Genomic DNA, 22,253 nt, shown 5'->3' with positions numbered 1-22,253 from the left:
GCGCCGGGAGGCCGGTGGGGCCGTCCCGATGCAAGGCGGCCAGTGTAGAGTGGCACGATTGTCGCAACACCCGGCCGCGATGCAACGGATTACTACCAAACGTGAAACGATCGGACGCGACCTGGGCGATTAGCGATGGCCGCGCCGGCAACGCCCGCCAGGCCGAGGCGCTGGCCGCCGCGTTGGCGCTTCCGGCCGCGGCACCGATCCAGGCGCAGGTGTTGCAGCCGCACATGCCGTGGCGCTGGTTGGCGCCACGCTGGCTGCCCGGCGCGCGGCATGCATACGGCACGACGTTCGCGGAGGCGCTGCGGCACCCCCCGCCAGTGGCCGTGGGCTGCGGCCGCCAAGCGGCACTGGCGACGCGGCTGCTGCGCACGCGCGGCAGCCAGGTGGTGCAGATCCTGGATCCGCGGCTGGACCCGCGCCACTGGGACATCGTGGTGGTGCCGGAACACGATCGCCTGCGCGGCCCCAATGTGCTGACCCTGCTCGGCAGCCTGCATCCGATCGACGATGCCTGGCTGTCCGCAGGACGCGCCGCGTTTCCTGCGTTGGGCGCATTGCCCTCGCCGCGCATCGGTCTGTTGGTGGGCGGCCCGTCGGGCCTGGCGCCATGGAGCGAGGCGCAGGCACAGGCCGCCTTCGCCGACATCGCCGCACAGTTGCGCGCGCACGGCGGCAGCCTCCTCGCCAGCGCATCGCGGCGCACGCCGCCCGCGGTGGCCGCAGCCCTGCGCCGCACGTTCGCCAAAGTACCGGGCATAGTGTGGTGCGGCGCGGACGATGGCGCCAATCCCTATGCGGGCCTGCTCGGCTGGGCCGAGCGCCTCGCCTGCACGCCGGATTCGGTGAACCTGCTCTCGGAAGCCTGCGCCACGCGCGTGCCGGTGCAGGTGCTGATGCCGGAGACGGCGCGCGACCGCGCCCTGGCGTTCCATCGCGCCCTGCAGGCGCGTGGACGCCTGCTTCCGGCGAACGATGCCGGCGACGCGTACGCAGGCATCGCACCGCTGCGCGAAACCGCGCGGGTGGCCGCGCTGATCCGCGACCGTCTGGCGGCGCTGGCCTGATCGGCCGCCGCGCCGGCGTCGCTGCCACGACGCCGGCACGGCAACCGGGCCCAACGCGTCACATCACGCTGTGTCAGGGGTTGCTCGGCGAGCGCGGCACGCCCGCCGGCGCCGCATCCAGCGCGCCGATCAGCAGCCGCACCACCGGCGTGCCCACGCCGACCGTGTAGTTGTACTTGCCCTTGATCGGCTGATTGTTGTCGACCACGCCGTTGTAGCCGGGGATGCCGCGATGCAGCGCCTCCGGCCCATTGGCGGCCAGGCGGTACAGGTAATCGTTGAGATTACCCTGGCGGCCCTGCTTCTCCACCAGCAGCGCGACCGCGCTGGCGAATTCCGGCGCGGCGACGCTGGTGCCGATCACCGCCGAGATACCGCCCTTGAAGTAGGTGGCCACCGAGCTGTCGCCCTCACGGCACGGCTGCGTCGCAATCCCCGGGCAGCCGCCGACCAGCATGCCGATGTCCGGCAGCGCGCGCATGGACGTGCGCGTCCCGCCGAGTGCACGCAACTGGTAGGCCGGACGCTGGAACAGGGCGCTGACGCCGCCACCGGCGCCCCAGTAGCCGCCGGCCAGGTTCGCGCCGACGCCGTAGTAGTCGGCGGTCTCCAGCGGATCGCCGTAGGCGCTTTCGCTCTTGTAGCCGGATTCCAGGCTGCCCTTCTTGTACGCAGTGAGCAGGTTGCCGCCGCCGACCGCGGTCACGTGCGGGCTGGCCGCCGGGTGTTCGACGCCGGCGACGAAGCGGCCGTCCTTGTGGTCGACCGCGTACTGCGTGTCGGCGCAGTCCAGGCCGGCGTTGTCGCCACTGGAGGCGACGAAGGTGATGCCCTGCGCGTTGCCCTGCTTGAACACCGCATCGTAGGGACGCAGCAGCGAGGTGAAATCCTTGCCGCCGTTGTAGGCCGCGGTGTAGTACAGCTCGCAGCCGCCGAACGAGGAGCTGACGACGTCGGCCTGGTTGTCCTGCACGATCTGCCGGTAGCCGGCCAGCACCGAGGCGTCGCTCAGGTCCGGGATCACGTACAGCAGCACGTGCGCGCCCGGCGCGCCGCCGAGCGCCATCTGCACGTCGAGCGCGGCCTCGCTCGCCGCGGCGTCGTTGCCGTCCTGGAGGCCGGGCTTGGCGCCGGCCACGTAGTGGCGCGCGTACAGGGTCGGGTCGGCGTGGTTGGCGGCGTAGCGGCTGAAGTTCTCATGGTCGAACATCGCCTTGATGTCCGAATCCAGCACGTCGCTGCTGATCAGGATGGCGATGGTGCTGCCGGTGCCGTCGAGCCGGCGCTGCTGCCCGGCCGCGCCGGTGGTGGCTTGGTAAGACGGGTAGCCGTAGGCCTGCTTGAGATCGTTGTACCAGTAGGTGGTACCGCCGGCGCCGTAGCGGTTGGCGGGATTCTTGGTGGCCGCGCGCTGCCAGTTGACGTGCATCGGCGGCGCACCACGGGTCAGGCCGGTCACGGTCGCACCGCTGTCGCGCAGCACGGCGGGCAACTGCAAGGGCGCGGCGGCGGCGAGGTGAGCCTGGCTGCCCTGCTGGACCTCCGCGGTCAGCTGCACCGCGAACAAGCGCTCGACGTTGTTCGCGCTCGCACTGACATGCAGGGTGTTGCCCTGCTCGGTGACGTTCATGTGCGCGGCCTGCAGCGCGGCACGCACCTGCGCGACCTGCGCCGGCGCCGGTGCGAAGCGGCGCTGGAATTCGGCCGGCGTCAGCCAATGGTGATACTGCGGGGAGACCGGATCCTGGATGTCGGCCAGCAACGCGTCCAGGCCGGCCTGATCGCGCAACGGCAAGTGCACGTCGAAGTTGACCGGCGCGGCGCGCAGCGTTGCGGTCATCGCCGCGATGGAGGCGTCGGGCACGGCATTGGCGGTGCCGAGCGCGCACAGCAGGGAAGCGGACAACACGGCAGCCAGCAAGGGCCGACGGCGGATGCGATCAAGCATGGGCGTCTCTCCGGGGGTAGAGCGGGTGGGACGAGGCCATCGCGGCCTCGCGGTGGGAAATCGATGGCCCCTCTTCCCTCGGGAGAGAGGTTGGAGTGAGGGTGGGAAGCACGAAGTGCGCGCGTGGTTCGTTGCGACGAGGCTGCGCCCGTACCCTCATCCGCCCCTGCGGGGCACCTTCTCCGGGGGGAGAAGGGAGACGCTGAGCCCCTCTCCCACCGGGAGAGGGGTTGGGGTGAGGATACGGCGCGCGCAGCGCGTGCGTGGTTCGTTGCTGCGAGGCTGCGTCCGGACCCTCATCCGCCCCTGCTGGGCACCTTCTCCCGAGGGGAGAAGGGAGACGCTGAGCCCCTCTCCCATCGGGAGAGGGGTTGGGGTGAGGGTACGGCGCGCGCAGCGCACGCGTGGTTTGTTGCTGCGAGGCTGCGCCCGTACCCTCATCCGCCCCTGCGGGGCACCTTCTCCCGGGGGGAGAAGGGAGACGCTGAGCCCCTCTCCCATCGGGAGAGGGGTTGGGGTGAGGGTACGGCGCGCGAAGTGCGTGCGTGGTTCGTTGCTGCGAGGCTGCGCTCGTACCCTCATCCGCCCCTGCGGGGCACCTTCTCCCGAGGGGAGAAGGGAAGCGCCTGGCCCCTCTCCCACCGGGAGAGGGGTTGGGGTGAGGGTACGGCGCGCGCAGACCTGTCGAGGCGAGGACCCAACAGCGCACGCGAACGACGCTCCGAGCGACGCGAGGGCACTGTGCTTCCTGCTCATGTCTGCACGCATCGGCACGTCGTCGGGCTTGGGCGAGGCGTGATCATTGAGGAGGAGCGCACTACAAAACTTTGACGGACGACGCCGTTTTCGACTTTGGAAACAGCATGTTTCGCCTGGTTTCCGACACACACGCCTACATGTGTTCACCACTCGTCATGCATGGCAATCGGCGACACTCTGTATCGCATTGATGTCGACACGGGCGTGCCACGCCGCTTCTTCCGCGATGTCGCACGATGGCGCGCCTGCAGTCATCGTGCGCCCGGCGGCGGCGACACGAACGCCATGCCGCAGGACCGCTGCATGACAACCGCAACGCCGATGACGCCAACCTGCAACGTCGCTGTCGCATCGTGTGCGCACTTCCTTTACGAATCCCCCTTTGCGCATGCCTCTCCATTCCCTGCTGAGCACGGCGATCCTCGCCGCCCTGTTGTCGCCCTTCGCCGCCACCGCTGCGGAGCCCGCCGCCGATGGTGCCGCGTCCGACGTGCAGCAACTCGATGCGGTGTCGGTGATCGGCCAGGGCGAAACCCGCCAGGTGCAGCGCATCACCGCGCAGGACGTGGCGGTGCTGCCGCCGGGCACCAGCATCCAGAAGCTGCTCAACCGCATTCCCGGCGTCAACGTGCAGTCCAACGACGCCTTCGGCGCCAACGAGGAATCGCAGACCATCAGCCTGCGCGGCTTCAACGGCGTGCGTCTGGGCTACACCCTCGACGGCCTGCCGCTGGGCGACAACGCCTACGGCAACTACAACGGCCTGAACATCAGCCGCGCGCTGATCGCCGAGAACTTCGGCGGCGTGGAACTGGCCTCGGGCATCGGCAGCCTGGGCACGGCCTCCACCAGCAATCTCGGCGGTACGGTGCAGTACTACTCCGACGATCCGTCCACCGAGGTGGGCGTGCGCCTGGCGCAGACCGTGGGCTCGGACAGCAACCGCCGCACCTACCTGCGCCTGGATACCGGCGAGCACAACGGCTTCTCCGCCTACCTGTCCGGCATCTATGCCGACGCCGACATGTGGGCCCCCCCGGGTTCGCCGACCCACACCGCGCAGTTCAACGGCAAGGGCGTGTACCAGTTCGAGGGCGGCAAGATCACCGCGTTCGTCGACACCTCGCGCACCTCGCAGGCCGACTACGCCTACCTGTCCAAGAGCGGTCTGCACCGTGGCCTCGGCTGGGACTGGAACCTGTATGCGCCGGACTGGCAGCGCGCACTGGCCGCGGCCTATTGCGCGCCGGCCACGCGCAACCCCAGCCGCTGCGGCTACAGCGGCGGCGTGGACAACATCGACGACGCCTATTACCAGAGCCGCGCGCTGCGCAACGACGACCTGTACTACCTGGCCGGCGACTTCCAGCCGTCCGATGCGGTGAGCGTGCACACCCAGGTCTACCATCACGAGAACGAAGGCCAGGGCCACTGGTGGTCGCCGGGCCAGCCGTCCTACCCGGGCACCCCGCAGGCGCTGCCGATCTCGATCCGCAGCACCAACTACACCATCAACCGCACCGGCGGCATCGCTTCGCTGGGCTGGGACATCGGCCCGCACCACCTGGAAGCGGGCGTGTGGTACGAGCGCAACAAGCACCACGTGGAGCGCAACTTCTACTGGATCGACGGCCCGATCGACGACGACATCTTCCTGAGCAACCCGAACCGCCGGCTGTTCTCGCAGGACTACGTCATCACCACCAAGCAGGCCTATGTGCAGGGCACCTTCAAGCTGCTCGACGAGCGCCTGACCCTGGACATCGGCGCCAAGAGCCCGCACACCACCATGACCGCGCGCGAGACGCCGGGGATCGCGGTGGAGTCGCCGGTGGCCAACGGCGAACTGAAGGCCAGCAAGGCGCTGCTGCCGCAGGCCGGCCTGAGCTACCGCCTGGCCGAGGGCCAGGAAGTGTTCGCCTCCTACGCCGAGAACATCGCCGCGTTCCAGGGCGGCGGCGCCGGCGGCCCGCTGCTGGTGACGCAGGCTTCGTTCGACGCCAGCGTCGGCGCGCTGCAGCCGGAGAAGTCCAAGACCTTCGAAGCCGGCTACCGCCTGGTGCGCGACCAGTTCGAGGCCTCGCTGGTCGGCTACGACGTCACCTTCGACAACCGCCTGCTCTCGCTCAACCCGTGCCCGAGCATCCAGCAGGGCACCAGCCCGGCGTGCACCACGCGCTTCTTCAACGTCGGCTCGGTGAGCAGCCGCGGCGGCGAGCTGACCTTCATCTGGAAGCCGACCGCGCACCTGCAGTGGTACAACTCGGCCTCGATCAACCGCTCCACCTACGACGACAACTACGTGCAGAACGGCGTGGTCATCCCCACCGCCGGCAAGTCCACCGTGGACACGCCCAAGCGCATGTTCGCCAGCGAACTCAGCTGGACCTGGAACGGTTGGAACGCCAACCTGCGCGGCAAGTACACCGGCCAGCGCTACTACACCTACACCAACGACCAGGGCTTCGGCGGCTACACCTCCTTCGATGCCGGCGCCGGCTACGATTTCGGGGCGGTGTCGTTCCTGCGGGACCTGAAGCTGTCGTTGAACGTCACCAACCTCACCGACAAGCGCTACGCCTCCAACCTCACCGCCTTCAGCAACAGCGACCCGAACGGCCGCTCGCTGGCCTTCCACGCCAGCGCGCCGCGGCAGGCGTTCCTGACCCTGGACGCGCGCTTCTGAGCGCGTCCATCCTGTCCGCCCGCCCCCGAACCGGAACGCATGCGATGATCCGATCCACCTCCTGGTTGTTGGGATGCGCGATGGCCGTGTTGGCGACCACCGCGGCGGCCGTACCGGCCGCCGCCCCGGGGGAGCACAAGCCGCTGGTGATCGGCCACCGCGGCGCCAGCGCGCTGCGCCCCGAACACACCCTGGCGTCCTACGCCAAGGCCATCGCCGACGGCGCCGACTTCATCGAGCCGGACCTGGTCTCGACCAAGGACGGCGTGCTGGTGGCGCGCCACGAGAACGAGATCGGCGGCACCACCGACGTGGCCGCGCACCCGGAGTTCGCCGCGCGCAAGACCGTCAAGCAGATCGACGGACAGCGCGTGGAAGGCTGGTTCACCGAAGACTTCACCCTGGCCGAGCTGAAGACCCTGCGCGCGCGCGAGCGCCTGCCGCAACTGCGCGGCACCGCCTTCGACGGGCAGTTCCAGGTGCCGACCATGGACGAGATCATCGACTTCACCGCGGCCGAGTCGGCCACGCGCGGGCGGCCGATCGGGCTGATTCCCGAGATCAAGCACGGCACCTACTTCCGCGGGCTCGGCCTGGCGATGGAGGACAAGCTGGTGGCCACGCTCGATGCGCATGCCTACACGCGCAAGGCGCCGGTGGTGATCCAGTCGTTCGAGATCGGCAACCTGGAATACCTGCACGGCAAGTTGGGCAGCACCCATCCGAACGTACGCCTGGTGCAGTTGCTGGGCGATCCCAAGGAGCGCCCAGGCGACCAGTTGCGCGACGGCCCGACCTACGCGCAGATGGGCAGCGCGCAGGGCCTGCGCGCGATCGCCAAGTATGCGCAGCTGGTCAGCCCCAACCTGCGCGCGATCGTGCCGGTGAGTGCCGACGGCGCCCTGGCTCCGCCCACCTCGTTCGTGGCCGATGCGCATGCGGCGGGCCTGCAGGTGATTCCGTACACCTTCCGGCCGGAAAACTATTTCCTGCCCAAGCAGTTGCAGGACGCGCGCGGCCCGGCTGCGGTGAATGCCGCCGGCAGCATGACCGAAATGCGCGCGCTGATCGACGCCGGCATCGATGGCTTCTTCACCGACGATCCGGCGGTGGGCCGTGCGGCGGTGGATGGGACGCCGCTGCCGCGGTGAAGCCGAGAATGGGGAATGGGGAATCGCAACAGCGGTTCCCAGCGCTGAGTTCCATTTGTAGGAACGGCTTCAGCCGCGATGGAGCCGGGATTGGGGAATAGGGAATGGGGAATCGCAAAAGCGGTTCCCAGCGCGGGGTTCCATTTGTAGGAGCGTGTCCGCACACGGGCATTGGTCATTGGGTGTCCGGGCCGCGATAATGCGCGCCCGCCGCCCCTGCCCCGATCGCCGTGCCGTCCGTTGCCGCTCCCTCGCCCACTTTCGCCGCGCTGACCCCGCGCGCGCTGCTGCTGTCCGTGCTGGCGATGGGCGCGGTGGTGTTGCTGTCGAACGTGCTGGTGCAGTTCCCGATCAACGACTGGTTGACCTGGGGCGCCTTCAGCTATCCGCTGGCGTTTCTGGTCAGCAACCTGATCAACCGCCGCTTCGGCCCGCGCGCGGCGCGGCGGGTGGCCTGGTGCGGGTTCGCACTGGCGGTGCTGCTGTCGATCTGGATCGCCACCCCGCGCATCGCCGCGGCCTCGTGCCTGGCCTTCATCGCCGCGCAACTGCTGGACATCACCGTGTTCGACCGACTGCGCCGCGGGCGCTGGTGGCGCGCGCCGATCGTCGCCACCACCTGCAGCGCGACGCTGGACACCACGATCTTCTGGTCGATCGCCTTCGCCGGCTCGGCGCTGCCGTGGCTGAGCTGGGCCGCCGGCGACCTGGCGGTGAAGCTGGGCATCGGCGTATGCCTGCTGGCGCCGTTCCGCGCGCTGCTGTGGCGGATGGCGCCGACGCGCTGACGGCTGCGCCGCGCTTTGCGCAAGCGCGGCTTCACAAGCGGCCACGGCAGACGTTGAACAGGCCATCGGCGGCGCACGTCCCGTGCGCCGCGCCTGCGACGAGACCACACCCATGCCGCACGACGTCACGCCCGCCCTCGCGCTGAGTGCGCTCAACGCCACCCTGGCGCAACTGCAGCCGGCCGGCACAGCGCTGGCCACGCTGACCAGTCCCGCCGTTTCCAACCCAGCGTGGTCGTGCAATACCTTCGCCCCGCTGATGCTGGAAATGGTGCTGCTGCGCCGCGACCGGCCCTTGCGCACCACGCCGTACCTGGCGGATGCGGCGTTGCCGACCTTCGCCGATGGCGACTTCGTCAACATCGTGCTACTGGGCGATCCGTCGCAGTTGATCCACAACGTCAACATCCTGGTGGACGGCGAGCGTGTCTACCTGTTCCAGGCCTACCTCGAGCAGGTCGTGGACGTGGTGCGGGTGTTCGAGTCAGTGACCTTCCATGCGCTGTGGCACGACCTGTGCGCCGGTCGCGCCGGCCTGTGGAAGCGCGCCTACCAGGCGCTGTTCGGCGTGGATCCCGACCAGGTGGTGGACACTGATCCCGACGCGGTCTGGTTCCAGTCTCAATACGTCAGCGTGTAGCAATCGCGCCACCGCGGCGCGGAACGGCATGCCGACGCCGATCGCCGCGACCAAGGCGGCGTGTTTGCGGTGGCATCACGGCGGCGAGCCCAGGCCCTCCGGCCGATTGCAGCCAGCGCCGACGGCGCGCTTTCCGCCGCGACTCGGCGAGAAGCGGCGTTGCCGGAGAAGCATGTCGCCACCGACACCATGCGTGCGCGCATGCGCTGCCAACAAGGATCACGCTAGTGCGCCGCGTCGCCGTCCGCACGGCCATCGACGAACACCAGCTCCAGCGCGGCCGCGGCCTGTCGAATCGCCGCACGCGCCGCGGCGATCTCGACCGTGGGCGCGGTCAGGCGCGGACGCCGGTCCAGCGTGCAGGCCAGGCCGGCCTCGACCAGCGTGGCATGCGCGGCATGCAGGCTCGCCGCGATGGGCGGCGGCAACCAGCCGCTGTGCGCCAGCGCGTCGATCAGCGCCGGGGTGTCGCGCGGCGCCAGCAGCGCCGCCTGCTGCGCGGCGCCGAGCAGCACGCCGGCCTGCACCAGGAATTCCAGGTCGACCAGGCCGCCGGCGCCCTGCTTGAGATCGAAACGCGCGGCATCGCTGCGGTCCAGTTCGGCACGCATGCGCGCACGCATCTTGCGCACTTCCTCGCGCAGCGCTGCGGGCTCGCGCGGGCGTGCCAGGGTCTGCGCGCGCACCTGCTCGAACTGCTGCAACAGCGACGCATCGCCGGCCACGCCGCGCGCGCGCACCAGCGCCTGGTGTTCCCAGGTCCAGGCGCGCTCGCGCTGATACTCGCGGTAGCTGGCCAGCGACGACACCAGCGCGCCCTTGCCGCCGTCCGGGCGCAGGCGCACGTCGATGTCGTACAGGCGGCCGCCACCGGTGACCGCGCCGAGCAACGCGATCACCTTCTGCGCCAGTCGCGCGAACCAGCGCCCGCTCTCCAGCGGCCGCGGCCCGGCCGACGCTTCGACGCCCGGCGGATGGTCGTACAGGAACACCAGGTCCAGGTCCGAGCCGATGCCCAGTTCCACACCACCGAGGCTGCCGTAACCGACGATGGCGAAACTGCCGCCAGGCACCTCGCCATGCGCGGCGACCAGATCGGCGCGGGCCAGGCGCAGCACGGTCACGACCACCGCCTCGGCCAGCTGCGCCAACTGGCGAGCGCTGTCGAGCGCGGGCTGGCGCCGGTCCAGCGTGGCCAGGGCGATGCGGAAACTCAGCGCCTGGCGCGCTTCGTTGAGGCCGCGCAGGGCCGCTTCCGGATCGTCGCCGGCGGTGGCGACCGCGGCATCGCACAGCCGCTGCATCGCCGCCTGGTCCGGCATCGCGCCGTCCACGCGGCTGTCGAGCAGTTCGTCCAGCAGCAGCGGGTGCGCGGCCAGCCGTTCGGAGAGGAACGCGCTGCGCGCCAGCACGTCGACCAGCCGCGCCAGCGCGCTGGGTTGCTCGTCGAGCAGGGCCAGGTAGCTGGCCCGGCGCAGGATCGCCTGCAGCAGGCCGAGCACGCGGTGCAGGGCGGCATCGGCCTGCGCCGAGCGCGCCGCGGCATGCAGCAGCGCCGGCAGCACCCGGTCCAGGCGCGCACGCGCGGCATCGGAGAGCGTGCGCACGCCCAGCGACTGCACGAAACCGCGCAAGGCCTGGTCGGCGCCATCAGGGTCTGCGAAACCAGCCTCGCGCAACACCTGCGCCTGGCCGGCGTCGGGCAGGCCGCGCCAGTAGTCGGCCAGCGCATCCGGCGCCAGCACGCGCTCGCGCGGCGCCAGCAGTTCGGCGAACTCGGCGGCGACGCGGTCGCGCTGGAGTTGCAGCGCCGCGTGCAGCGCGGCCCAGTCGGCATGGCCAAGGCCGAAGGCGATGCGCGCGCGGTCCAGCGGATCCTCCGGCAGCGCATGGGTCTGCGCATCGCGCAGCATCTGCAGGCGGTTCTCCACCTGGCGCAGGAAGCGATACGCCTGCGCCAGTGCGGCGCCGTCCTCGGCGGCGACCTGGCCGGCGGCAACCAACGCCTGCAGCGCCGGCAACAGACGGCGTTCGCGGAGCGCAGGTTCGCGGCCGCCGCGGATCAACTGCAGCGACTGCACCAGGAACTCGATCTCGCGGATGCCGCCGGCGCCGCGCTTGATGTCGTCCAGGCGGTCGTGGCGCGCCACTTCGGCGGTGATCGCCGCCTTCATCTCGCGCAGGCCGTCCAGCGCGGTGTAATCGAGATAGCGCCGGTACACGAACGGGCGCAGCGCCTGCAGCCATTCCTCGCCGGCGGCGATGTCGCCGGCCACCGCGCGCGCCTTCAGCCAGGCGTAGCGCTCCCAGTCGCGGCCTTCGCGCTGGAAATACTGGTCCATGCCGGCGAACGACAGCGCCACCCGGCCGGCGGTGCCGAATGGGCGCAGACGCAGATCCACGCGGTGCGCGAAGCCGTCGGCGGTGGTTTCGTCGAGCAGCCGCGCCAGGCGCTGGCCGAGCCGCGCGAAGTATTCCTCGGCGGCCAGCGCCCGCGCGCCGTCGGACTCGCCGCCCTGCGGATAGGCGTAGACCAGATCCACGTCGGAGGAGAAATTCAGTTCGCCGCCGCCGAGCTTGCCCAGGCCGAACACCACCAGCCGCTGCACGCTGCCGTCGGCGGCACGCACCACCCCGTGGCGCGCGGCGAACTCGCCCTCCAGCGCCTGCAGCGCCAGCGCCAGGCAGTCCTCGGCCAAGCGCGTGCTGCCGGCCAGGGTCGCATCGACCTCGTCCAGGCCCAGCACGTCGCGCCACACCAGCCGCGCCGAGGCGGCCGCGCGGTAGCGGCGCAACTGCGCCGGCCATGCGGCGGGCTGCGCCGGATCCAGCTGCGGCAGCGGCAACGGCGGCGGATCCGGCTGCGTCAGGTGCGCGAGCAAGGACGGCTGCCGGCACAGAGTGTCGAGCAGGAAATCGCTGGCCAGCAGCGCGCGCGCCAGCGCGTCCTCGAAACCGGGATGAGACGGCCACGGCTGCGCGGCGACGGCGTGGCGCAGGCGCGCCAGGCTGCGTTCGAGCGTGGGTTGCAGGACGTCGGGAACGGCGAAGGGAGCAGAAGCCATCGGCCGATGATGGCATCCCGCGGCGACCGCGGACAGGACCGCAGCGTGGATGCAATCAAACGCGCGCCGTCGGACACGGCGAGCGCAAGGAAAGCGTCGTGATTGCAGCATCGGCCCCAGCCAGGGCGGAGCTGTCTGCGCTGCATACGAGGAACTTCATTCCGACGTGTCCGACGCTTGCTGGGTCTCCCACCACCGCGCGTCGCGGCTGAAGCCGCTCCCACAGGTGAAGCACCCACATTCTCGGGAACCCCACGGTGCAGCAATGCACTGTGGGAGGGACTTCAGTCCCGACCCGACGGCCCATCCGGCGCCGAAAGGCCGTTCCACCGTCGCACGTTACGACGGAGGCCATTCCCGCACAGCTCCAAAATCCACGCAGAACGCAGCTTTTCAGCACTTTTCGCAACGTTTCGCAGACCTTGTCGCCAGCCCCGTCACGACGATGGTGTATCATGGCCGTCTCGACGGAGCCCCTGTGCGCCCTGCGCCGCCCGCTCCGTTCTTCGATCCTGCAGCGCCGTGGTGTTGACGCGGCCGTCCGGGATCGCCCCCGCAGACCAGTGCGGCGCCCGTGGCGCCCTGTCGTTCCGTCTTGCTTGCCTGACGCGTGCGGGCCGGGGGTCATCACCTCACCGTTCCAGGACAGGAGAAGACATGTCGGAGTTCCACGCCCATTTCGGATGGTTCAAGCGCCGCCGCCAGTTGCAGGTGGAAGAAGTCACCGTCGTCGACAAACCCATGCTCAAGCGGGCGGTCGGCGCGGCGGCGCTGGGCAACGCGATGGAATGGTTCGACTTCGGCGTGTACGGCTACCTGGCCGTGACCCTGGGCCACGTGTTCTTTCCCAGCACCAACCCGACCGCGCAGCTGATCGCCACGTTCGCGACCTTCACCGTGGCGTTCCTGGTGCGCCCGCTGGGCGGGCTGGTGTTCGGCCCGCTGGGCGACCGCTACGGCCGGCAGAAGGTGCTGGCCGCGACCATGATCCTGATGGCGCTGGGCACGTTTTCGATCGGCCTCATCCCCTCCTACGCGCGCATCGGCATCTGGGCGCCGATCCTGTTGCTGGTGGCGCGGCTGGTGCAGGGCTTTTCCACCGGCGGCGAATACGGCGGCGCGGCGACCTTCATCGCCGAGTACTCCACCGACCGCAACCGCGGCTTCATGAGCAGCTGGCTGGAGTTCGGCACGCTGGGCGGCTATATCGCCGGCGCCGCCACGGTGACCGCGCTGCACTTTGCGTTGAGCGATGCGCAGATGCACGACTGGGGCTGGCGCGTGCCGTTCCTGATCGCCGGCCCGCTGGGCCTGCTCGGCCTGTACATGCGCATGAAGCTGGAGGAAACCCCGGCATTCCAGGCCTATGCCGAGGAAGCCGAAAAGCGCGAGCACGACGCGCCCGGCCTGGGCGCACTGTTCCGCATCCACTGGCCACAGTTGCTCAAGTGCGTGGGCCTGGTGCTGGTGTTCAACGTCACCGACTACATGCTGCTGACCTACATGCCCAGCTATCTCAGCGTCACCATGGGCTATGCCGAGAGCAAGGGCCTGCTGCTGATCATCATCGTGATGCTGGTGATGATGCCGCTCAACGTGCTCGGCGGATTGTTCAGCGATCGCCTGGGCCGCAAGCCGATGGTGATCGGCGCCTGCATCGCGCTGCTGGTGCTGGCGGTGCCGTGCCTGCGGCTGGTCGGCACCGGCAACGACTGGCTGATCTTCCTCGGCCTGATGCTGCTGGGCGTGGCGCTGGTGTGCTTCACCAGCTCGATGCCGTCGACCTTGCCGGCGCTGTTCTACACCCCGGTGCGCTACAGCGCGCTGTCGATCGCCTTCAACGTGTCGGTGTCGCTGTTCGGCGGCACCACGCCGCTGGTCACCGCGTGGCTGGTCGAGCGCACCGGCGATCCGCTGGTGCCGGCGTACTACCTGATGGGGGCGGCGGTGGTCGGCATCGCGACCATGGCCTTCGTGCGCGAAACCGCCGGCCTGCCGCTGCGCGGTTCGCCGCCGGCGGTGGCCAGCGAAGCCGAAGCGCATGCGCTGCTGCGCAGCGACGAGCCGCTGACCGTGGATCCGACCCGGCCGGAACTGCCACCGTCGCCGGAACCGCCGTCGCAGGCCATGCCGACCTGACGCACACGCAACCGGCGCCGCGCACCCCGCATCGACGACGGTTCGCGGCAGTCGAGGCGCAGCGGCGCCGCCGGCGGCGCATGTGCACGCGCCGCCGCGGACAATCCACGGCCCAGCGCCCGGGCTTCGGGCGCAGCGCAGGACGCGGCGCTTCCGTCATGGGCAACCGGCCGAGCGCCTTCGCCTCGGTCGCGCGTCCATCAGGCGACCTCTTTCGACACGGCAGACCGATGTTCGGCGCCACGCCTTCCGAACACGATCACGCTGCAGAGCGCGAGGATCCAGGCACTGATGCCGCCATACAACATCACCCATTGCATGCCTTGGATCATGGCTGCCGCCGCGACGTCGGGCGGAACCGTCGGCGTGGAGAGGCCCTGCCCCGCCGCGTGTGCGGTTCCGCCGGAAAGCCGCTCAGCCAGCCCCCGCAGCAACGTGACGTCGACCGTCGGCAGCGTCCGGCGGAGAAAGGACAACACGCCCTCCACCAGGATGAATCCCATGACCGCGATATTGATCGCAAGGCTGATCAGGCGCGCACTGGTGTCCATGCCGGAGGCCATGCCGGTACGCGCGACGCAGACCGACGCGGTGATGGTATTGGTCACCGGGGTGTTGACGATCCCCAACCCGGTACCGGCCAGTAGGCACCCGGGGAGCATCGTCAACCAACTGGCCCGCACCGTGCCGCTGCCCCACGCCATCAGCAAGAAGCCGGCTCCGATCGCAAACAGACCGGCAGGAATCACGGTATGCGCGCGGTAGCGCAGCGCTAGCCGCTCGCCCAACGGCGGCAGCACCAGGGTCGGCAAGGTGTAAGCCAGCAGCGAAAGTCCGGTGGCCACGTTGCCGTAGCCCAGCCCATGCTGGAACAGCAGCGGCAGATAGATCATGAGCGGCCAGAAGCTGAAGTTCATGCCCATCGAGCCCAACAGGGCGCCGGAAAAGTCGCGGATGCGGAACACCGAGAAGTCGAACATGGGCGCGTCGGCGCGGCGCTCCGCCACAACGAACGCGACGCAGCTGCCGCTGGCGATGATCAGACTCGCCAGCGACGAAACGCTGCCAAAGCCGGCTACCGGCCCTTGCGTGATGAACCACGCCAAGGCGAGCACCGCGACCGACAGCGAGACGATCCCGGCGACGTCCAAACGGTGCCGCTGCGGATCGCGCGACTCCTCGACACCGACAAGCGCCAGTCCCAGGGCGATCGCGGAAATGGGAACGTGCACAAGGAAAACCCATTCCCAACTCCACAACGCGACGATGCCGGCACCGATGATCGGGCCGAAACCCAGGCCGATGCCGAAGACGATCCCCCAGATCCCAAACGCCTTGGCACGGGCCGTCGCGTCTGCGAATTGCTGCGAGAGCACGGCGAACTGGCACACCAGCATGGCGCCCCCGGCCATCCCCTGAAGGAAGCGACCAGCGATCAGCAGCGCCGTGCTCCCTGCCAGGCCGCATACCAAGGAGGTCACGCCGAACAGGAACACGCAGATCAGGAAGATCCGCTTGCGCCCGTAGCGGTCGGCCAGCGTGCCCGTCGCCATCAGCACGGTGGTGCAGGCGATGGTGTAGGCATTCATGATCCACTGCAGATCGCGGAAGCTGCCATGCAGCGCCGCTTCGAGGAGGGGAAGGATCACCGGCACGCTGGAGATCTCCAGACCGAACATCAGCGAAGCCAGGCAGGCGGCCGCCAGCGTGAGGGTGTTCCTGCGCGCGGAAGGAAGGTGCGTCATGGGCTTTTCCTAGAGGGACATCCGCCCGCGGTGCCGAGCGGACCGACCGGTGCACGGCGGGTCGATTCGGGCTTGGGAGCGGCTGACTTCCAGTCTGCGAGCACACAATGGATGATGGAAATGATTTAATTTTCTTGAATTAATTAAGCAATGGACTGAATCGCATGGACTACGATCCGGATCTGTTACGCACTTTCGTTGCGGTGAACGAGACTGGCGGCTTCACGCGCGCAGGCGAACGGCTGCACCTCACCCAGTCGGCCATCAGCCATCACATTCGCAAACTGGAAGCGCAGGCCGGCACGGCACTGCTGAATCGCACAACCCGCCGGGTGAGCCTGACCGAAGACGGCGAAGACTTTCTTCGCCATGCGACGCAGGTGCTGCAGGCGCATGACGCGCTCGCACGGCGTTTCCGGCGTTCTCCGGTGTCCGGCACGGTGCGTTTCGGTGCCCCCGAAAGCTACGTCGGCGATCGCCTTCCGCCGATGCTGGCGCGGTTCGCACGGATGTTTCCGGCGGTGCGGCTGGACGTGACGGTGGATACCTATGCCGCGCTGCACGAGCAGATCGTTGCGGGCTCCCTCGACCTGGCGGTGACACTCGCACTGGAGGACGACCCGACAACGCCCCTGCTGCGCCGGACCCGCTTCGTGTGGGCGGCCGCGCCAGCGTTCGCGCCGGCCGCGAATGCGCCAGTCCCGCTCGCTTTTGCACCCAAGCCCTGCCTGCACCGGCAGGTGGGAACCGCTGCACTGGAGCGCGCCGATCTCGCCTGGCGAGTGGCATTCACCTCGCCAAGTCAGCAGGGACTGCGTGCCGCCGTGAAGGCCGGCCTGGCCATCACCGCCCTGCCCCAGGAAGATCTGGAAGCGGGAATGGTCGCCTTGGACGAGCGCTTTGGATTGCCGCCGTTGCCGCACGCCAGCTTCCGGCTGCTGTGGAGCGAGGCCAACCGAACGCCGGCAGCGGAGGCGCTAGCGCAACAACTGTCGCAATCACCCGAGGCACTTTCCGGCAGCGACGCGATGCCCGCCGACTGAAATAAAAAAGCCCGCTTGCAGCGAACTGCCAGCGGGCTTTGCTCCCTCCCCCACGTCGGGATGCAGGGCGATCTTGGGCGCTTTTTTTGGACATTGCACGCTGCACTGCAAAACGATACCGGGCAGTACATTCTGCGTGGGCGGGAATGGGAAGACGGGAATGGGGAATAGATAAGCGGGGGGATACGCGCGTTGCGTGCTTTCGCGTGCCGGCATGGCGCGGCGCACAGCGCATCCACCCGCAGCCAGCGAAACAGGCCTAACGGGATCTCTGTCGCGCTAAGGCGATGCCGCCGGTGCCGGCGCCTCCGGCAGCCATGCCGGTTGCTTGTCGTACCACTCGCGCGCGCCGAGCAGATGCCATTGCCGTTGTTCGCCGCGCAAGGCCACGCCCACGCCGAGCACGCCCCAACGCGCATACAGATCGCCCTGGGTACCGGCGTCGCCGACGCGCAGGCGCGCGCGCAAGGCCACCCGTTCGTTCTCCGCCGCGACCCGATCCAGCCACAGTGCGTCCTTGCGCCAGCGCAGTTGTCCGCTGGCCTGCAGTTGTCCGGCATCGGCCAGCTTCAGCAACCACGCCGGCGCGTCGCTGTGCTGCGCGAACACCGCCAGCACCGGGCCGGCGTCGCGCATCTGCATCTGTACCTGCGCATCGGCCTGCACCGGCGCCGCCGCGGCGATGCGGCCCTGCGGAATACGCAGCGTCGCCCACCAGTCGCCCTGCTTGGGCTGGGTGCCGTAACGCACGCCCTGCAGGCGCAGCGTGCTGCCGCTCAGATCGAAGCGCTTGTCCTGCAGCTCGGCGCGCCGCAGCCGCGCGTCCAGGTCGAGATTGCCGGCCAACTCCAAACCCGCGGTCTGCAGCCGCGCCTGGCGGCCGAGCACACGCACGGTGCCCTGCCCGACCTGGCCGGACGCGTCCAGCTGCAGGTCGCCGCTGAGCCGGCCATCGCCGCCGAGCACGCGCACCTGCGCCGCCGGCAGGTAGCGGTTGTAGGCGCGCAAGTCCGGCACGCGCGCATCGGCGAAGCGCAGCCGCGCCTGTAACGAGTCGCGCAAGGTGGCCAGCGCGCCGTCGCCCTGCAAGTCCAGTTGCAGGTTTTCGCCTTCGACGAAGCTGGCCTTGGGCGCGTCCAGCGGCGCCAGCGCGAAGCGGCGCATGCGCACGTCCAGTTGCGTGCGCGGCTGTTCGGCGCTGCCGACGATGCGGCCGACCGCCTGCGCCTTGCCGCTCAGGCGCACGCGCATGATCTCCGCCACCGCCTGCACGTCGGGCACGTCGAGGCGGCTGCCCGGCTGCAACGCGCCCTGCCGCAACTGCAGATCGGCGGCGACGTCGCCGCCGCCATCGAGCTGGAACCATGGCTTGCGCACCAGCAGGTCGCTGATCCAGTTCAACGATTCGAAATGCCAGCGTCCCTGCACGCGGCCGGAGGTACGCGGCAGCAGCGCCGCCGGGTCGTCGAACGGCACCTGGCGCCCGGCGATGCGCAGGTCGGCATCGAGCATGCTGCCCGGATCGACCTGGCCGGGCAGGCGCGCGCGGGCGCGGATGTTGTCGCCTTCCACATCCAGCAGCAGCGCCAGCACGCCGCGATCGGTGGCGCCGACGCCGGCATGCAGCGGCACCCGCCAGTTGAGCGTGCTGCCGGGCTGCAGTGCGCCGCGCAGCAGGTGCAGATCGGCCTGTATGTGACCCAGCCCTGGCTCGGTACTCAGCTTGGTGGTGTCGCCAGCGGTGTCGATGCGCAGGGCCACGCTGCGCCCGTGCACGCGCAGCGCCAGGTCGGTGATGCCCAGCTTGCGCAACCCCGGCGCCTGCGCGCGGTAGTGGCGCGGGAACGAGAAGCGCGCATCCAGCGTGGCCTGGTCGGCGATCTGGCGCTTGCCGTAGCGCACGCTGGCGTCCTCGAACACGATCTGCGAGCGGAACAGTTCCGAGGGGCCGCCACGCAACTGCTTGAGGAAGCCGACGGTGCCGCGGCCCTTGCCCTCGACCGCAAAATCGCCGACGCGGGCGCGGCGCAGCGTGCCGCTGTGGATCGCGTCGAAGCGCAGGGTCCAGCCCTGGTCGCTGGGCGGCGGTGGCGGGATCATCTCCTCGACGCGGTCCATCTCGCCGATCACGTTCACCGCTTCCATCCACGGCAGGCGCACTTCGCGATGCAGCAGCGGGAGCAGCGCGATGCGCGCGCTGACGCGGTCGGCACGCACCTGCCAGACATTGCGCTGCACGTGGCCGCGCATGCGCACGTTCCAGGCGGTGATGAAGCCGGGCAGCACGGTGATGGCGGGCCCGGTGTGCATGCGGAACTTCTCCGGCTTGCGGTTGGTGGCCAGGTCGAACAGCGGCGTATTGAGGAACACGTTGCCGGCCAGCAGGTACAGCAGGTAGGCGATCAGCAGGCCGCGCAGGAGCAGGCGCCAGCCGCGCGGCAGACGCCGGTAGCGAGCATGGACGGCGGTCAGTGGGCGGGCGGAGAGCGGCACCGCCGCACTATCGCCGCGGTGCGGCGTGGAACGCGTGAAAGCGACGGTGGCACGTACACGGCACTGCATGCGCGCTGCGTCCTGTCATCACAAGGCAGACCCACCAGGAGAAGGGAGAAGCCAGAGCCCCTCTCCCACCGGGAGAGGGGTTGGGGTGAGGGTCCGGCGCGCGCAGCGCCACATACATCGCACAGACCGTGGCGCGCGTGCATCGCGTGGCGCCCGCCTGCACCGCCGTGCGACAGGCGCAGAAAGTGGGGACGCGCCCCAACGCGGGCCTCGGCCCGATCCGCGATAATTGCCCTCCCCTTCCCACGCCATGGTCGCCGCATGTCCGCCGAACGTATCCTCCATCCCCGCCTGCGCGAACGCATCGTCAGCGCCGAGGCCGCGGCGGCGTTGATCCAGCCCGGCGAGACAGTGGCGATGAGCGGCTTCACCGGCTCCGGCTATCCCAAGGCGGTGCCGATGGCGCTGGCGCAGCGCATCGAGGCGGCGCACCTGCAGGGGCAATCGTTCAAGATCCAGTTGATGACCGGCGCCTCCACCGCGCCGGAACTGGACGGCGCCCTGGCCAAGGCCGACGGCATCGCCCTGCGCATGCCGTTCCAGTCCGACCCGGACGCGCGCCAGCGCATCAACGCCGGCAGCCTGGACTACATCGACATCCACCTCAGCCACGTCGCCCAGCACGTGTGGTTCGGCTTCTATGGGCAGATCGACACCGCGGTGGTGGAAGTGGCCGGCATCCGCGAGGACGGCAGCCTGATCCCGTCGACCTCGGTCGGCAACAACAAGACCTGGCTGGACCTGGCGAAGAAGGTGATCGTCGAGGTCAACGACTGGCAGCCGGCCGGCATCGACGGCATGCACGACGTGTACTACGGCACGGCGTTGCCGCCGCATCGCAAGCCGATCCCGCTGCTGCACGCCGACGACCGCATCGGCGAGCCGTCGCTGCGCTGCGACCCGGACAAGATCGTGGCGGTGGTGCGCACCCACGGCCCCGACCGCAACAGCCCGTTCACGCCCGCAGATGCCACCAGCCAACGCATCGCCGAGCACCTGATCGCGTTCTTCCAGCACGAGGTCGGCAAGGGCCGGCTGCCGCCCAACCTGCTGCCGCTGCAGTCCGGCGTGGGCAACATTCCCAACGCGGTGCTGGCCGGCCTGGCCAGCAGCGGCTTCCGCGACCTCAGCGCCTTCACCGAAGTGATCCAGGACGGCATGCTCGACCTGTTGCGCAGCGGCGTGCTCAAGGTCGCCTCGTGCACCGGCTTCGCGCTGAGCCCGGAGGCCAACGAGGAGTTCAAGCGCAACATCGACTTCTACCGCGAGCGCATCATCCTGCGCACGCAGGAAATCTCCAACCATCCGGAACTGGTACGGCGGCTGGGCTGCATCGGCATGAACGGCATGATCGAAGCCGACCTGTACGGCAACGTCAATTCCACCCACGTGATGGGCAGCCGCATCATGAACGGCATCGGCGGCTCCGGCGACTTCGCCCGCAACGGCTTCCTGTCGATCTTCCTCAGCCCCAGCACGGCAAAGAACGGCAGCATCTCCTCGATCGTGCCGATGGTCAGCCACGTCGACCACACCGAACACGACGTCTCGATCATCGTCACCGAGCACGGCCTGGCCGACCTGCGCGGCCTGCCGCCGCGGCAGCGCGCGCAACAGTTGCTCGCGCACTGCGTGGACCCGAGCTACCGCGCGCAACTGCAGGACTATTTCGATCGCGCCCTGCACGCCAGCTATGGCAAGCACACCCCGCACCTGCTGCCCGAGGCGCTGTCCTGGCACCAGCGCTGGCTGGATACAGGGACGATGCACGCGGGCGGCTGAGCCACCGATCGGCAGCGGGACATGCAGCCCTTCCCACATTGCAGCCCTGCCATCCCGACATCTGCGCGAATGTCCAGTGCCCTGGTAGCAGTGGCTTCAGCCGCGACGCGTTTTCCCGAGGTCGCGCTTGAAAGCGCTCCTACGACGGCAGTCGATGATTCTGTTGGAAGGTCGCCGAGTACTGCGGGACAGCGCGTCGGGACTGAAGTCCCTCCCACAATGCGGTCCCGTGCCATCCCGACATCTGCGCGGGTGGTCGGCGCCCTGATAGCAGCGGCTTCCACCCGCAACCCGTTTTCCCGAGGTCGCGCTTGAAAGCGCTCCTACGACGGCTGTCGATGATTCTGGAGTGCCACTGAGCACTGCGGGACCGCGCGTCGGGACTGAAGTCCCTCCCACAGTGCAGCCCTCTCGCATCCAGAATCTGCGCGAGTGTGCGGCACCGTCGCGGGAGCGGCTGCAGCCGCGACGGGCGTTACGGGTCACGCTTCTCGCGGTTGAAGCCACTCCTTGTATCTGGACATGTCGCCCCTAAACAGGCGTCATGTCTTCCGACTGATCATCGGAGGAGGTGCGGGAGGTCCAGTCGCTCCTAAAGCTTCGAGCTTGCATCGTAGATCGGCTCCGCCCTCCACATGCTGGCCCTTGTGTGTCCGAACGGTATCCAGAGTCCGCCCGCGGGCGTGAACTCGCATCGACAAGGCAGGACCGGGCCCAGCGCCGATCATGACCCTGACACGATGGAGGAATCGCCTATGTCTGCCGTCATCGGCATCGACGTCGCCAAACGCAGTTTCGATGTGGCCATCGAGCTGACCAATGGCAAGCACCGTACCAAGGCCAAGTTGTCCAACGATGCCAAGGGCTTCCAG

Annotated in this window: 12 protein-coding genes and 1 pseudogene; 9 read left to right on the top strand and 4 right to left on the bottom strand. The window is 69.2% G+C overall.

Annotation, left to right across the window (positions count from 1 at the left end):
• Positions 1-101 precede the first annotated feature (101 nt).
• Positions 102-1,073, top strand: a complete 972-nt coding sequence (locus CEK65_RS13410) for an ELM1/GtrOC1 family putative glycosyltransferase (protein ID WP_152182052.1) — start codon at positions 102-104, stop codon at positions 1,071-1,073.
• A gap of 73 nt (positions 1,074-1,146) precedes the next feature.
• On the opposite strand, the gene CEK65_RS13405 is transcribed toward CEK65_RS13410, so the two are convergent.
• Entirely contained in the window at positions 1,147-3,021 is a 1,875-nt protein-coding gene (locus CEK65_RS13405) for a S53 family peptidase (protein WP_193314789.1), read from the bottom strand.
• Positions 3,022-4,168: 1,147 nt separating this feature from the next.
• Here CEK65_RS13405 and CEK65_RS13400 point away from each other — a divergent pair.
• The 4 genes from CEK65_RS13400 to CEK65_RS13385 all read left to right on the top strand — a co-directional run bounded on the left by CEK65_RS13400 (position 4,169) and on the right by CEK65_RS13385 (position 9,045).
• Positions 4,169-6,466: a TonB-dependent receptor gene (locus CEK65_RS13400; protein WP_152182051.1), complete on the top strand. Its 2,298-nt coding sequence runs from the start codon at positions 4,169-4,171 to the stop codon at positions 6,464-6,466.
• Positions 6,467-6,546: 80 nt separating this feature from the next.
• Positions 6,547-7,617: a glycerophosphodiester phosphodiesterase gene (locus CEK65_RS13395; protein WP_152182060.1), complete on the top strand. Its 1,071-nt coding sequence runs from the start codon at positions 6,547-6,549 to the stop codon at positions 7,615-7,617.
• A gap of 230 nt (positions 7,618-7,847) precedes the next feature.
• Positions 7,848-8,405 carry a queuosine precursor transporter gene (locus CEK65_RS13390; protein WP_017914641.1) on the top strand — a complete coding sequence of 186 codons (558 nt, stop codon included), beginning with the start codon at positions 7,848-7,850 and terminating at the stop codon, positions 8,403-8,405.
• Positions 8,406-8,517: 112 nt separating this feature from the next.
• Positions 8,518-9,045, top strand: coding sequence for a hypothetical protein (locus CEK65_RS13385; protein WP_152182050.1), 528 nt, complete (start codon positions 8,518-8,520; stop codon positions 9,043-9,045).
• A gap of 224 nt (positions 9,046-9,269) precedes the next feature.
• Here the strand turns inward: CEK65_RS13385 and glnE are convergent, their stop codons facing one another.
• Positions 9,270-12,110: a bifunctional [glutamate--ammonia ligase]-adenylyl-L-tyrosine phosphorylase/[glutamate--ammonia-ligase] adenylyltransferase gene (gene glnE, locus CEK65_RS13380; protein WP_152182049.1), complete on the bottom strand. Its 2,841-nt coding sequence runs from the start codon at positions 12,108-12,110 to the stop codon at positions 9,270-9,272.
• Between the two features lie 657 nt (positions 12,111-12,767).
• Between glnE and proP the strand changes: the two genes are divergently transcribed.
• Positions 12,768-14,249, top strand: coding sequence for a glycine betaine/L-proline transporter ProP (gene proP, locus CEK65_RS13375; protein WP_152182048.1), 1,482 nt, complete (start codon positions 12,768-12,770; stop codon positions 14,247-14,249).
• Between the two features lie 200 nt (positions 14,250-14,449).
• Here proP and CEK65_RS13370 read toward each other — a convergent pair whose 3' ends face one another.
• Positions 14,450-15,994 carry an MFS transporter gene (locus tag CEK65_RS13370; RefSeq protein ID WP_152182047.1) on the bottom strand — a complete coding sequence of 515 codons (1,545 nt, stop codon included), beginning with the start codon at positions 15,992-15,994 and terminating at the stop codon, positions 14,450-14,452.
• A 164-nt stretch (positions 15,995-16,158) separates the two neighbouring features.
• Here CEK65_RS13370 and CEK65_RS13365 point away from each other — a divergent pair, with 164 nt between their 5' ends.
• A complete protein-coding gene (locus tag CEK65_RS13365; protein ID WP_152182046.1) occupies positions 16,159-17,037 on the top strand; it encodes a LysR substrate-binding domain-containing protein in 879 nt (292 codons plus the stop codon).
• A gap of 279 nt (positions 17,038-17,316) precedes the next feature.
• On the opposite strand, the gene CEK65_RS13360 is transcribed toward CEK65_RS13365, so the two are convergent.
• Positions 17,317-19,530: a hypothetical protein gene (locus CEK65_RS13360; RefSeq protein ID WP_152182045.1), complete on the bottom strand. Its 2,214-nt coding sequence runs from the start codon at positions 19,528-19,530 to the stop codon at positions 17,317-17,319.
• Positions 19,531-19,860: 330 nt separating this feature from the next.
• Between CEK65_RS13360 and CEK65_RS13355 the strand changes: the two genes are divergently transcribed.
• Both CEK65_RS13355 and CEK65_RS13350 read left to right on the top strand, forming a co-directional pair.
• Complete coding sequence (locus CEK65_RS13355) at positions 19,861-21,381, top strand: acetyl-CoA hydrolase/transferase family protein (protein WP_017914857.1); 1,521 nt, start codon at positions 19,861-19,863, stop codon at positions 21,379-21,381.
• Positions 21,382-22,136: 755 nt separating this feature from the next.
• Positions 22,137-22,253: pseudogene (locus tag CEK65_RS13350) on the top strand (IS110 family transposase); the annotation flags it as partial.

This window comes from Xanthomonas sp. LMG 12459, from assembly GCF_009192905.1.
Classification (GTDB): domain Bacteria; phylum Pseudomonadota; class Gammaproteobacteria; order Xanthomonadales; family Xanthomonadaceae; genus Xanthomonas_A; species Xanthomonas_A sontii.
Note: the sequence above shows the minus strand (reverse complement) of the source record. Positions and strands in the feature narration are given on the sequence as shown.